Raw genomic sequence first — 13,490 nt, 5'->3', positions numbered from 1 at the left:
GTTGAGGACGTCCCCCCGCGGCCCCACAAAAACCCCGACAGGGGGGGGGGGTGGGGCGGGGAGGGGGTTTTGTGGTAAAAGGGGGGGGGGGGGGTTTTTCCACGGAAACCCCCCCCCCCCGCCACTTCAGAGCGGGGACCGGGGACCGGGTCGGCCATCGGCCCCGCGAGGTTGGCGTCGGACCGCACGGTGTCACTCTCCTCGGCATCGGGCTCGCGATGAACAGAGCCTGCCATGCCACCGGGGCCGCGAACCAGCGGGGCCCGTACTCCTGTGGATGAATCCACAGATGTGGACAACTCCGTCCTCCCTCCGTCCCTGGAGGACCGAGGGGGCGCGGCCGCCCGGCCGCGCCCGATGATTCCGTGCAGCAGAGAGCGACGTTTCACGTGAAACACGATGCCGGGACGGACGCAACAGGCCCCTACGACACTCCCAAATCCGCACCTATAGGGCCCAACACCCCCGCAGAGGGGTACCGGGAGCGAGCCACAGGGCGTAGCTGCGGGCTACCGTCGCCGGCGCGAGCGCCCCACCCGGGCCGCCTTGGCCCGCTTGGCCGCGAACCGCACGCCGCCGGGGCTCTCCCCGACCTCGACCCGCACCACCGTCGACATCGGGTCCACCACACCCTCGCCCACCTGGAGCACGGAGGTCTTCACCACACCGAGCTTCGTCAGCGCGACCTTCGCCGCCGCCAGCTCCTCCTCGGCGGTGTCGCCCTTGAGCGCCAGCATCTCGCCGTACGGACGCAGCAGGGGCACACCCCAGGCCGCCAGGCGGTCCAGCGGGGCCACTGCCCGCGCTGTCACCACGTGCACCGGCTGGACCTTGCCGAGCATCTCCTCGGCGCGGCCGCGCACCACCGTGACGTGGTCCAGGCCCAGCAGCTCCACAGCCTCCTGCAGGAAGGTCGTACGCCGGAGCAGCGGCTCCAGCAGCGTGATCTTCAGGTCCCGGCGCACCAGGGCCAGCGGGATCCCGGGCAGGCCGGCGCCCGAGCCCACGTCGCACACGGTGACGCCCTCGGGCACCACCTCCGACAGGACCGCGCAGTTGAGCAGGTGCCGCTCCCACAGGCGCGGCACCTCGCGCGGGCCGATCAGGCCGCGCTGGACCCCTGCATCCGCGAGCAGCTCCGCATACCGCACAGCTTCGGGGAAAAACTCGCCGAACACCGCACGCGCCTCTTCCGGCGCCGGGGGAAGCTCCGCTGCGTCCGTCACGGGGGACCGTCCTTCCGTTTTGCGTACCGCGTGATCGTGAAAACGCACTGGTACTGCCAGGCTGACAAACATCGGCCCCGCCTGCGACACAGACGGGGCCGAACACTCGGGCTGGGGATCAGGCCGGGAGCACAACGACGAAGCGCTCCGGCTCCACGCCCTCCGACTCGCTGCGCAGACCGGCGGCCGCCACGGCGTCGTGGACGACCTTCCGCTCGAACGGGGTCATCGGGGCCAGCCTCAGCGGCTCACCGGACGCCTTCACGTCGGCCGCTGCCTTGGCGCCCAGCGCGGCCAGCTCCTCACGCTTCTTGGCGCGGAACCCCGCGATGTCCAGCATCAGCCGGCTGCGGTCCCCGGTCTCACGGTGCACCGCGAGACGGGTCAGCTCCTGAAGGGCCTCCAGGACCTCGCCGTCACGGCCCACGAGCTTCTGCAGGTCACGACCGCCGGAGTCGCTCACGATCGAGACCGAGGCGCGGTCGGCCTCGACGTCCATGTCGATGTCGCCGTCGAGGTCGGCGATGTCGAGCAGACCTTCGAGGTAGTCGGCCGCGATCTCACCCTCCTGCTCGAGGCGGGTCAGGGTGTCGCCACTCTCAGCGGCGGCGGTGGTGGTGCCTTCCGTCACGGGAGGGACTCCTTCTTACTTCTTGGAAGAGGGCTTGGAGGGCGTCTGACGCTGCGCCTTCGTCTGGCGCTTCGGCTGCTGCCGCTTCTGGGCGGCGCTGCTCGCCGCGTCCGCGTCCGCCGTGGCCACGGCGGACTTGATCACGGAACCGTCCGTCTGGGCGGCCAGGCCCTGCTTCGTCAGAGCTGCGATGAACTTGCGCTCGTTGTCGTTGCGGTCCGGGCCCTTGGCCACGATCGTGGCGACGATCTTCTTCTTGCCCCGACCCTTTACCTGCCCGTGCGTGCCGACGGACTTGAGCAGGCGCGTCAGGTACTGGTCCTGTGCCTTGCTGCCCGGCGTCGGGTTCTGGTTGATCACGTACATCTGCTGGCCCATGGTCCAGACGTTGGTGGTCAGCCAGTAGACGAGCACACCGACGGGGAAGTTGATGCCCATGACCGCGAAGATCACCGGGAAGATGTACATCAGCATCTTCTGCTGCTGCATGAACGGCGTCTTGACCGAGAGGTCCACGTTCTTCTGCATCAGCTGACGCTGGGTGTAGAACTGCGACAGCGACATCATGATGATCATGACCGCGGTCACGATCCGGACGTCCATCAGCGTGGCGCCGAGCGCCTCCACCTTCTCCGGGCTGTCCATGAACTTGGCCGCGATCGGCGCGCCGAAGATCTTGGCCTCACGGGCGCTGTCGACCAGCTGCTGGTCCATGGCGCCGATGGTCTTGCCATTGGCGATGTTCGCCAGCACGTGGTAGAGCGCGAAGAAGAACGGCGACTGCGCCAGGATGGGGAGGCACGAGGAGAGCGGGTTGGTTCCCGTCTCCTTGTACAGCTTCATCATCTCTTCGGACTGACGCTGCTTGTCGTTCTTGTAGCGCTCCTGGATCGCCTTCATCTTCGGCTGGAGCGCCTGCATGCCACGCGTCGCCTTGATCTGCTTCACGAAGAGCGGGATCAGGCAGATACGGATCAGGATCACCAGGGACACGATGGACAGGCCCCAGGCCCACCCGCTGTCCGGCCCGAAGATCGCACCGTACAGCGAGTGGAACTGGACGATGATCCACGAGACGGGTGTGGTGATAAAGCTGAACAGACTGGCAATCGTGTCCACTAATCAGGCTCCTTGAGCATTGCGAGATCTACGCAACGCAGTGCGCAGCTGCTCGTGCCAACGCGGGCGTTTACGAGGTGGGACATGATCAACGCCACCCGCGGACCACGGGTTGCACCGCAGGATCCGCCAGGCGGTGAGGACGGTCCCCTTCACCGCACCATGCCGGTCGATGGCCGTGAACCCGTAGCGCGAGCACGAGGGGTAATAACGGCACACCGGGCCGAGCAGCGGACTGATGGTCCACTGGTACAGCTTGATCAAAGCGAGCAGCGGGTACTTCATCGAGCTGCGCCTCCCAGGAGCCGCAGCAGAGCGGCATCCAGGTCCTTGGCCAGGTCCTCGAGGCCGGCATCACCCGATCCGGGCAATGCCCTCACCACCACCAGGCTACCGGCGGGCAGGCGGGAGAGCCGCTCGCGAACGAGATGGCGCAGACGGCGCTTCACCCGGTTCCGGACGACGGCACCACCCACGGCCTTGCTGACGACGAAACCCGCACGGGTCGAGGGAACTGTCTCCCCCGACCCGTGCGGGTCCATTGCGCCGCTTGTACGTAGGTGGACGACGAGGAGCGGACGACCGGCCCTGCGGCCTCGGCGTACCGCACTCGCGAAGTCCTCGCGCCGCCTCAGCCGATTTTCGGGAGACAGCACGACGTCACTACCTGCGTGACTTACGCGGAGAGGGCAGCGCGGCCCTTGCTGCGGCGGTTCGCCAGGATGGCGCGGCCGGCACGGGTACGCATCCGCAGGCGGAAGCCGTGGGTCTTCGCGCGGCGACGGTTGTTCGGCTGGAAGGTGCGCTTGCTCACTCGGGGGCTCCAGAGAATGAATCGTTGTGGCGGGACATCGCCTGGCTGTCACCGTGCGCCCACGAGGAAGCTCGCGTGTTCGCCCGAGTGGCACCGCTCAACGACCACAGTCAGTGATCCTCGCCCATCGGTAGGCAGGCGGCAGCAGCCATCGACAACTCGACCTCGTTACGGTACGCGCGGCTACGCCGTCCGGTCAAACCGCGGCGGTGCCACCCCGCACTGTGCACAGGCTGTGGACAACGACTTGAACCCTACCCGTCGCGCTGACTACCGTTGCCTGACCCCGGTTTTTTTGTCCCGACCGTCCCAAAGAACCACACATTCGTGGGACCCCCTGTGAGAGAGCGTGCCCTGTGGCTGACGTACCTGCCGATCTTGCCGCAGTGTGGCCACGGGTGCTCGAGAAGCTCCTGGGGGAAGGACAGCAGGCGGTCGAGCCGAAGGACCAGCAGTGGGTCGAGCGCTGCCAGCCGCTGGCGCTCGTCGCCGACACGGCGCTGCTGGCCGTCCCGAACGAATACGGGAAGCGTGTCCTCGAAGGCCGCCTCGCCCCGCTGATCAGCGACGCGCTCAGCCGCGAGTGCGGCCGCCCCATCCGGATCGCCATCACCGTGGACGACTCCGCCGGGGAGCCCGCGCCGCCGGCCCCGCCCGCACCGCAGCGCGGCGACGCCTACGAGCCGTACGGCGGCCAGCGCTCCGGCGGCCACACCGGCCCCGGCCCGGGCGACGACCAGCTGCCCACCGCCCGCCCCGCCTACCCGGACTACCAGCAGCCGCGCCCCGAGCCCGGCGCCTGGCCCCGCGGCGGCCAGCAGGACGACTACGGCTGGCAGCAGCCGCGGCACGGCGGCTTCCCCGAGCGGGACCCGTACGCCTCCCCGCAGCCGGGCTACCTCCAGCAGCCCGATTCCGGCGGCTACGACCAGGGCTCCTACGAGCAGCAGCCGTACGACCCGTCCCCGTACGAGTCCCAGCAGCCGCACCCTTACGAGCAGAAGTACGAGCCGTCGTACGAACCCTCCGGCCCGCGTCCCGGACCCGGCCGGTCCGCGCCGCCGCCGGCCCCGTCCGGCGGTTCCACTTCGGGGCCGCTGGAGCCGACCGCCCGGCTGAACCCGAAGTACCTCTTCGACACCTTCGTCATCGGCGCTTCCAACCGCTTCGCGCACGCCGCGGCGGTGGCCGTCGCCGAGGCGCCCGCCAAGGCCTACAACCCGCTCTTCATCTACGGGGAGTCGGGCCTCGGCAAGACGCACCTGCTGCACGCCATCGGGCACTACGCGCGGAGCCTCTACCCGGGCACCCGCGTGCGGTACGTGAGCTCGGAGGAGTTCACCAACGAGTTCATCAACTCCATCCGCGACGGCAAGGGCGACGCGTTCCGCAAGCGCTACCGCGAGATGGACATCCTGCTGGTCGACGACATCCAGTTCCTGGCGAGCAAGGAGTCGACGCAGGAGGAGTTCTTCCACACCTTCAACACGCTCCACAACGCCAACAAGCAGATCGTGCTGTCCTCGGACCGCCCGCCCAAGCAGCTGGTCACCCTGGAGGACCGGCTCCGCAACCGCTTCGAGTGGGGCCTGATCACCGACGTCCAGCCGCCCGAGCTGGAGACGCGCATCGCGATCCTGCGCAAGAAGGCGGTCCAGGAGCAGCTCAACGCCCCGCCGGAGGTACTGGAGTTCATCGCCTCCCGCATCTCGCGCAACATCCGCGAGCTGGAGGGGGCGCTGATCCGGGTCACTGCCTTCGCGAGCCTGAACCGGCAGCCGGTCGACCTGGGGCTGACCGAGGACGTCCTCAAGAACCTGATCCCCGGGGGCGAGGACTCGGCGCCCGAGATCACGGCCTCCGACATCATGGCGGCCACGGCCGACTACTTCGGCCTGACGGTGGACGACCTCTGCGGCTCCTCGCGCAGCCGCGTCCTGGTCACCGCCCGGCAGATCGCGATGTACCTGTGCCGGGAGCTCACGGACCTGTCCCTGCCGAAGATCGGGGCGCAGTTCGGCGGGCGGGACCACACCACCGTCATGCACGCGGACCGCAAGATCCGCGCTCTGATGGCGGAGCGGCGCTCCATCTACAACCAGGTCACCGAGCTCACCAACCGCATCAAGAACGGCTGAGCCGCCTCGACGGCCGTCCGGCTGCCGGGGTCCCGCATCCCGGCACCGGCATTCGGCCGAGCCCGCAGCAACCCGGCCTCGAACCCCGAACCGCCGCATCCGGCCGTCCAGGGTTCGGGGCCGCCGCATTCGCCGTCCCCACCGCTTCCCCAGCCGCACCCGACGGGCCGTCAAGGGCCTCTCGGCGCCTTCCCAAACGCTTCGACAGGGCGCTTCCGGAGTATTCCGGGGGCGCCCTTCTTCGTGCGCGCGCCCCCAACTTGTTCGAATACGCCCCCCGTGGAGCAACTTGTCCACAGATTGCGGAACTTTCTCCGATCCACAGGTTGGGGACGGGTTTCCTCACCCACAATCTGTCCACAGGGCCTCTGATTGAGGGACCATCAGCCCAGGTCACGGCCCTGTGGAATTGTGCGTGAGAGATGTCCACAGCCTGTGGACACAAGATTCATCCACAGGCTCGTCCACCGCGTTATCCACCGCTCACCCACAGGTTGCCCCATCCTGTGCACAGGTTCCGACGGGTTACCCACACCGCTGTCCACTGTTCGGCAACCGAGTGCCCCTCCTCACCGACCGGAGTGAAAGCGGTCACACGGAAGTCGACGTTTGGGCTGTGGAGTACTTGGGGAAAGCTGGGGACACACCTGTGGAGTAGTCGGGGTCGCCTGGGGACGGCCTGTGCAGAACTTTCCGTTCTCCACAGCACCCCCCTGTTGTCCACCGGTGTCACCCACAGGGCATGGGGATAAAAAAGCTGCGCTGACCTGCAGCAACGGGCTTATCCACGGTTTCCACAGGCCCTACTACTACCCCCATGGACAGTTAGCTCGGATTCGGTTTTCAAGCAGGTGCTGTGCACAACGTGGTCGAGAGGCCTCCCCGACACCTCGCTCCCGATTTGACGGCCGGCAGCACCAGCTGTCGGCGCCGTACGTCAGACTGGTCCCCGGCACCGAGGCCCCGAGCCCTCCCGGGCAGCGGGCCGGCGGGCCGACGACGAAGGCCGGCAGACGGACGAGCGAGCAACAGCAGGAGGCGGTTCCGGTGAAGATCCGGGTGGAGCGCGACGTACTCGCGGAGGCGGTGGCCTGGGCTGCCCGCAGCCTCCCGGCCCGGCCGCCGGTCCCCGTACTCGCGGGCCTGCTGCTGAAGGCCGAGGACGGCACCCTGTCCCTCTCCGGCTTCGACTACGAGGTCTCGGCCCGCGTCTCCGTCGAGGCGGACGTGGAGGAGGACGGCACCGTCCTCGTCTCCGGCCGGCTCCTCGCCGACATCTGCCGCGCCCTCCCCAACCGGCCCGTGGAGATTTCCACAGACGGTGTACGGGCGACCGTGGTCTGCGGATCCTCTCGGTTCACCCTCCACACCCTGCCCGTGGAGGAGTACCCGGCCCTGCCCCAGATGCCGACCGCGACCGGCACGGTCTCCGGCGAGGTCTTCGCCGCGGCCGCCGCCCAGGTCGCCATCGCCGCCGGCCGCGACGACACGCTGCCCGTCCTGACCGGTGTCCGCATCGAGATCGAGGGCGACCGCGTCACCCTGGCCTCCACCGACCGCTACCGCTTCGCGGTCCGCGAGTTCCTGTGGAAGCCGGAGAACCCGGACGCCTCGGCCGTGGCCCTGGTGCCCGCCAAGACCCTCCTGGACACCGCCAAGTCCCTGACCAGCGGTGACACCGTCACCCTGGCGCTGTCCGGCTCCGGCGCCGGTGAGGGCCTGATCGGTTTCGAGGGCGCCGGCCGCCGCACCACCACCCGCCTCCTCGAGGGCGACCTGCCGAAGTACCGCACGCTCTTCCCGACGGAGTTCAACTCCATCGCGGTGATCGAGACCGCCCCGTTCGTCGAGGCCGTCAAGCGCGTGGCCCTGGTCGCCGAGCGCAACACCCCGGTCCGCCTGAGCTTCGAGACCGGCGTGCTCACGCTGGAGGCCGGCTCCTCCGACGATGCACAGGCTGTGGAGCGCGTCGACGCCTCCCTGGAGGGCGACGACATCTCGATCGCCTTCAACCCGACCTTCCTGCTCGACGGCCTGAGCGCCATCGACTCGCCGGTCGCCCAGCTCAGCTTCACGACGTCCACCAAGCCGGCGCTGCTGAGCGGCCGCCCCGCGGTCGACGCCGAGGCGGACGAGGCCTACAAGTACCTGATCATGCCGGTGCGCCTCTCCGGCTGACGCCCGCCGTCCACAGGGCCCGGTCCCGCAGCCGCGGAACCGGGCCCGACGGCGTTCTCCCGGACACGCATCCGGCCCCCGTACGGAGGGTGCCTGGAGCGCCCGTGGCGCCGGGCGGCACCGCCCGGCGTAGGCTCGGAGCCGGGTCTTCCGGGAATCGGGAGAATCCGGCACAAACGGCCACAACGCTTAAGGAACCACCTGATGGAGCTCGGTCTCGTCGGTCTCGGCAAGATGGGCGGCAACATGCGCGAGCGCATCCGCCGCGCAGGCCACACCGTCCTCGGATACGACCGCAATCCGGACCTCGCCGATGTCCACAGCCTGTCGGAACTTGTGGACGGCCTGCAGGCCCCCCGCGTGGTGTGGGTGATGGTCCCGGCCGGTGCCGCGACCCAGTCCACCATCGACGAGCTCGCGGAGCTGCTCTCGCCCGGCGACGTCGTCGTGGACGGCGGCAACTCGCGTTGGACCGACGACGAGAAGCACGCCGAGGAGCTCGCCGCCAAGGGCATCGGCTTCGTCGACTGCGGTGTTTCCGGCGGCGTGTGGGGCCTGGAGAACGGCTACGCGCTGATGTACGGCGGCGACAAGGAGCACGTGGCCGCGGTCCAGCCCGTCTTCGACGCCCTCAAGCCGGAGGGCGCGTACGGCTCCGTGCACGCCGGCAAGGTCGGCGCGGGCCACTTCGCGAAGATGGTCCACAACGGCATCGAGTACGCCATGATGCAGGCCTACGCCGAGGGCTGGGAGCTGCTGGAGAAGGTGGACTCTGTCACCGACGTCCGCGAGGTGTTCCGGTCCTGGCAGGAGGGGACGGTCATCCGTTCCTGGCTGCTCGACCTGGCCGTCAACGCGCTGGACGAGGACGAGCACCTGGAGCAGCTGCGCGGCTTCGCGCAGGACTCGGGCGAGGGCCGCTGGACGGTGGAGGCGGCGATCGACAACGCCGTGCCGCTGCCCGCGATCACCGCCTCGCTGTTCGCGCGGTTCGCCTCGCGCCAGGACGACTCGCCGCAGATGAAGATGATCGCCGCGCTGCGCAACCAGTTCGGCGGCCACGCGGTCGAGAAGAAGAACTAGTTGCTGCCGGCGCGGTGACCGCGCCCGCAGCAGCCCGAGCTGCACGGCAGCACGGAGCAGTACCGCAGTACAGAGCAGAACAGCAGGAAGCCGGGGGAGGTCGGCGCCGCATGCATGTCACGCATCTCTCGTTGGCCGACTTCCGCTCGTACGCCCGGGCCGAGGTTCCCCTCGACCCGGGCGTCACGGCTTTCGTGGGCCCCAACGGCCAGGGCAAGACCAACCTGGTCGAGGCCATCGGCTACCTGGCGACGCTCGGCAGCCACCGGGTGTCCTCGGACGCCCCCCTCGTGCGGATGGGGGCGCAGCGGGCCGTCGTCCGCGCGGCCGTCCGGCAGGGCGAACGCCAGCAGCTGGTCGAGCTGGAGCTCAACCCGGGGCGGGCGAACCGGGCCCGCATCAACCGGTCCTCCCAGGTCCGGCCGCGTGACGTGCTGGGGATCGTCCGGACGGTGCTGTTCGCACCGGAGGACCTGGCCCTGGTCAAGGGCGACCCGGGCGAGCGCCGCAAGCTCCTCGACGAGCTGGTGACGGCCCGCGCACCGCGGATGGCGGGCGTCCGGTCGGACTACGAGCGCGTCCTGAAGCAGCGGAACACCCTGCTGAAGTCCGCCGCGATGGCGCGCCGCCACGGCGGCCGCTCCATGGACCTGTCGACGCTGGACGTGTGGGACCAGCACCTGGCGCGCGCGGGCGCGGAGCTGCTCGCCCAGCGACTGGACCTGATCGCCGCCCTGCTGCCGCTGGCGGACAAGGCGTACGAGCAGCTCGCCCCCGGTGGTGGGCCGCTGGGCCTGGCGTACCGGTCCTCGGCGGGCGAGGCGGTGGACGCCGGGGCGGCGCGGACCCGGGACGAGCTGTACGCGGCGCTGCTCGACGCGCTCGCGCAGGTCCGCAAGCAGGAGGTCGAGCGGGGTGTGACCCTGGTGGGCCCGCACCGCGACGACGTGCTGCTGCGGCTCGGGGAGCTGCCGGCGAAGGGGTACGCGAGCCACGGCGAGTCGTGGTCGTACGCGCTGGCGCTGCGGCTGGCCTCGTACGAGCTGCTGCGCTCGGAGGGCGCCGAGCCGGTGCTGATCCTCGACGACGTGTTCGCGGAGCTGGACGCCCGGCGCCGGGAGCGACTGGCCGAGCTGGTGGCGCCGGCCGAGCAGGTGCTGGTGACGGCGGCTGTGGACGATGACGTTCCGGACGTGCTGACGGGGACCCGTTTCGCAGTGTCCGGCGGTGAGGTGACCCGGCTGTGAACGAGGACAAGCGGAATCCGCAGGAAGCGGCCGGCGCGGTCCCGGGGCGCAAGGCCCCCGAGCTCTCGGGAGTGGATCTCGCACGCCAGGCCCTGGCCGCGGCACGCGAGCAGGCGCGGGCGCGCGGAGCCGCGGCGGGCGGCGGGCGCGGCGGCCGGCACCAGCCGGGCCTGCGCTCGGGGGCGCGGGCGGACGGCCGGGACCCGATGCCGCTGATGGCGGCGCTGGACCGGCTGCGCACGGAGCGCGGCTGGGAGATGCCGATGGCGGTGGCCGGCGTGATGGAGCGCTGGCCGGAGATCGTCGGCCCGGAGATCGCGACGCACTGCGAACCGGAACGCTACGAGGACCGTGAGCTGGTCGTCCGGTGCGACTCCTCGGCGTGGGCGGCGCAGCTGAAGCTGCTGGCCCCGCAGCTGGTGGCCCGGTTGAACGGGGACCTCGGCCAGGGCACGGTCCGGCTGATCAAGGTGCAGGGTCCGGGCGGCCGGTCGAAGCGGTACGGCCCCTGGCGCGCCCCGGGCAGCACGGGCCCGGGCGACACCTACGGCTGAGGCCCCGAGACCGGGGCCCGGCCAGCCCCTGCCGGCCGCAGCCGGCCGATGCCCCGGGCAGCGGCGAGAGCTCCCGTCCCAGTAGTCACACCCGCCACGGCAGAGCCGTGGCGGGTCCTCTTCGCGGGCCCTCGAACCCCCCTGCCCGGGTGGCGTCCCTCACGGTAGTGGAAGGTTGACAGCCCGAAGCGCTGGAGGCCCGCGTGAGCCTCTTTGAGCCCCGGTCCGAATATGGGGAGTCGGAGAGAGGAGGTTCAGGGCGGCACATGCGTACTCAGGTACCGGCAAACCCCCATTCATGTCCGTGGTACCGGTAGACTGAAGCGAATCCCGCCTCGCCGCGGGATTCCGACGAAAACACGCTGACAACGCAGATCGACGCAGCCGCTCCTTCCCGGCAGCCCTGCCGGCCCGGAGTCCGGCCTGTGCTGTGCCAGAAAGGGCGCTTCGTGGCCGATTCCGGCAACCCCAACGACAACCAGTCCACAGCCGGCGAGAACGGGGAGGTCACCGCCTCGTACGACGCCTCCGCGATCCAGGTGCTGGAGGGCCTGGACGCGGTTCGCAAGCGGCCCGGCATGTACATCGGCTCCACCGGTGAGCGCGGCCTGCACCACCTGGTCTACGAGGTGGTCGACAACTCCGTCGACGAGGCGCTCGCCGGCTACGCGGACACCATCGACGTGACCATCCTGGCCGACGGCGGCGTGCGCGTGGTCGACAACGGCCGCGGCATCCCGGTCGGCATCGTGCCGTCCGAGGGCAAGCCGGCCGTCGAGGTCGTCCTGACGGTCCTGCACGCGGGCGGCAAGTTCGGCGGCGGAGGCTACGCCGTCTCCGGCGGTCTGCACGGCGTCGGTGTGTCCGTCGTGAACGCCCTGTCGACCAAGGTCGCGGTCGAGGTCAAGACCGACGGGCACCGCTGGACCCAGGACTACAAGATGGGCGTGCCGACGGCCCCGCTGGCCAAGAACGAGGAGACCGACGCGCACGGCACCTCGGTCACCTTCTGGGCCGACGGGGACATCTTCGAGACCACCGACTACTCCTTCGAGACGCTGTCCCGGCGCTTCCAGGAGATGGCCTTCCTGAACAAGGGCCTGACCATCTCGCTGACCGACGAGCGCGAGTCGGCGAAGGCCACCGCGGGCGCCGACGACCCGGAGGCGGACGCGGCCGAGCCCGTGGCGCGCACCGTCCGGTACCACTACGAGGGCGGCATCGTCGACTTCGTGAAGTACCTCAACTCGCGCAAGGGCGAGCTGATCCACCCGACCGTCATCGACGTCGAGGCCGAGGACAAGGAGCGGATGCTCTCGGTCGAGATCGCGATGCAGTGGAACTCGCAGTACAGCGAGGGCGTGTACTCCTTCGCCAACACGATCCACACGCACGAGGGCGGCACCCACGAGGAGGGCTTCCGCGCCGCGCTGACCTCCCTGGTCAACCGCTACGCGCGTGACAAGAAGCTGCTCCGCGAGAAGGACGACAACCTCACCGGCGACGACATCCGCGAGGGTCTGACCGCGATCATCTCGGTCAAGCTCGGCGAGCCGCAGTTCGAGGGCCAGACCAAGACCAAGCTGGGCAACACGGAGGCGAAGACCTTCGTCCAGAAGGTCGCGCACGAGCACCTGTCCGACTGGTTCGACCGCAACCCGGTCGAGACCGCGGACATCGTCCGCAAGGCCATCCAGGCGGCCACGGCCCGCGTCGCGGCCCGCAAGGCCCGCGACCTGACGCGCCGCAAGGGCCTGCTGGAGAGCGCCTCGCTGCCGGGCAAGCTGTCGGACTGCCAGTCGAACGACCCGACCAAGTGCGAGATCTTCATCGTCGAGGGTGACTCCGCCGGCGGTTCCGCGAAGTCCGGCCGCAACCCGATGTACCAGGCCATCCTGCCGATCCGCGGCAAGATCCTGAACGTCGAGAAGGCCCGTATCGACAAGATCCTCCAGAACACCGAGGTCCAGGCGCTGATCTCCGCCTTCGGCACCGGTATCCACGAGGACTTCGACATCGAGAAGCTCCGCTACCACAAGATCATTTTGATGGCGGACGCCGACGTCGACGGCCAGCACATCAACACCCTGCTGCTGACCTTCCTGTTCCGCTTCATGCGCCCGCTGGTCGAGGCCGGACACGTCTACCTCTCCCGCCCGCCGCTCTACAAGATCAAGTGGGGTCGCGACGACTTCGAGTACGCGTACTCGGACCGCGAGCGCGACGCCCTGGTCGAGCACGGCAAGCGCCAGGGCAAGCGGATCAAGGAGGACTCGATCCAGCGCTTCAAGGGTCTGGGCGAGATGAACGCCGAGGAGCTGCGCGTCACCACCATGGACGTGGACCACCGCGTGCTCGGCCAGGTCACCCTGGACGACGCGGCCCAGGCCGACGACCTGTTCTCGGTGCTGATGGGTGAGGACGTCGAGGCACGGCGCTCCTTCATCCAGCGCAACGCCAAGGACGTTCGCTTCCTCGACATCTGAGTCGGCTCTTCACG

Annotated in this window: 12 protein-coding genes; 6 read left to right on the top strand and 6 right to left on the bottom strand. The window is 69.5% G+C overall.

What is annotated here, in order from left to right; translation table 11 throughout:
• Positions 1–509: 509 nt before the first annotated feature.
• The 6 genes from rsmG to rpmH all read right to left on the bottom strand — a co-directional run bounded on the left by rsmG (position 510) and on the right by rpmH (position 3,790).
• Complete coding sequence (rsmG, locus tag ACZ4VL_RS18110; protein ID WP_361093074.1) at positions 510–1,226, bottom strand: 16S rRNA (guanine(527)-N(7))-methyltransferase RsmG; 717 nt, start codon at positions 1,224–1,226, stop codon at positions 510–512.
• Between the two features lie 118 nt (positions 1,227–1,344).
• A complete protein-coding gene (locus ACZ4VL_RS18105; RefSeq protein WP_468200620.1) occupies positions 1,345–1,857 on the bottom strand; it encodes a Jag family protein in 513 nt (170 codons plus the stop codon).
• 15 nt (positions 1,858–1,872) lie between these two features.
• Complete coding sequence (gene yidC / locus ACZ4VL_RS18100; protein WP_468200618.1) at positions 1,873–2,976, bottom strand: membrane protein insertase YidC; 1,104 nt, start codon at positions 2,974–2,976, stop codon at positions 1,873–1,875.
• 3 nt (positions 2,977–2,979) lie between these two features.
• Positions 2,980–3,261, bottom strand: coding sequence for a membrane protein insertion efficiency factor YidD (gene yidD / locus ACZ4VL_RS18095; RefSeq protein WP_179171824.1), 282 nt, complete (start codon positions 3,259–3,261; stop codon positions 2,980–2,982).
• Entirely contained in the window at positions 3,258–3,632 is a 375-nt protein-coding gene (rnpA, locus tag ACZ4VL_RS18090) for a ribonuclease P protein component (RefSeq protein WP_361093065.1), read from the bottom strand. The genes yidD and rnpA overlap by 4 nt, the downstream gene beginning before the upstream one ends.
• A gap of 20 nt (positions 3,633–3,652) precedes the next feature.
• Positions 3,653–3,790, bottom strand: a complete 138-nt coding sequence (rpmH, locus tag ACZ4VL_RS18085; protein ID WP_018547628.1) for a 50S ribosomal protein L34 — start codon at positions 3,788–3,790, stop codon at positions 3,653–3,655.
• Positions 3,791–4,146: 356 nt separating this feature from the next.
• On the opposite strand from rpmH, the gene dnaA reads away from it, so the two are divergent.
• The 6 genes from dnaA to gyrB all read left to right on the top strand — a co-directional run bounded on the left by dnaA (position 4,147) and on the right by gyrB (position 13,476).
• Positions 4,147–5,928: a chromosomal replication initiator protein DnaA gene (dnaA, locus tag ACZ4VL_RS18080; protein WP_468200614.1), complete on the top strand. Its 1,782-nt coding sequence runs from the start codon at positions 4,147–4,149 to the stop codon at positions 5,926–5,928.
• A 1,047-nt stretch (positions 5,929–6,975) separates the two neighbouring features.
• The gene (gene dnaN, locus ACZ4VL_RS18075) at positions 6,976–8,106 is read left to right on the top strand and encodes a DNA polymerase III subunit beta (RefSeq protein WP_361093059.1); all 1,131 of its coding nucleotides are present in this window, start codon (positions 6,976–6,978) and stop codon (positions 8,104–8,106) included.
• Between the two features lie 204 nt (positions 8,107–8,310).
• Entirely contained in the window at positions 8,311–9,189 is an 879-nt protein-coding gene (gnd, locus tag ACZ4VL_RS18070) for a phosphogluconate dehydrogenase (NAD(+)-dependent, decarboxylating) (protein WP_438312985.1), read from the top strand.
• A gap of 110 nt (positions 9,190–9,299) precedes the next feature.
• Complete coding sequence (recF, locus tag ACZ4VL_RS18065; RefSeq protein WP_468200611.1) at positions 9,300–10,436, top strand: DNA replication/repair protein RecF; 1,137 nt, start codon at positions 9,300–9,302, stop codon at positions 10,434–10,436.
• Positions 10,433–10,990 (top strand): DciA family protein, encoded by a 558-nt coding sequence (locus ACZ4VL_RS18060; RefSeq protein ID WP_468200608.1) that lies wholly within the window; start codon positions 10,433–10,435, stop codon positions 10,988–10,990. Before recF ends, ACZ4VL_RS18060 begins: the two co-directional genes overlap by 4 nt.
• A 425-nt stretch (positions 10,991–11,415) precedes the next feature.
• A complete protein-coding gene (gene gyrB / locus ACZ4VL_RS18055; RefSeq protein ID WP_468200605.1) occupies positions 11,416–13,476 on the top strand; it encodes a DNA topoisomerase (ATP-hydrolyzing) subunit B in 2,061 nt (686 codons plus the stop codon).
• The last annotated feature ends 14 nt before the right edge of the window (positions 13,477–13,490 follow it).

The sequence above is a fragment of the Streptomyces sp. NPDC029014 genome, assembly GCF_055564695.1.
Note: the sequence above shows the minus strand (reverse complement) of the source record. Positions and strands in the feature narration are given on the sequence as shown.

Coding starts and splice junctions, on each gene's coding strand:
- recF (WP_468200611.1), top strand. CDS start 9,300: ATGCATGTCACGCATCTCTCGTTGGCCGACTTCCGCTCGTACGCCCGG.
- yidD (WP_179171824.1), bottom strand. CDS start 3,261: ATGAAGTACCCGCTGCTCGCTTTGATCAAGCTGTACCAGTGGACCATC.
- gnd (WP_438312985.1), top strand. CDS start 8,311: ATGGAGCTCGGTCTCGTCGGTCTCGGCAAGATGGGCGGCAACATGCGC.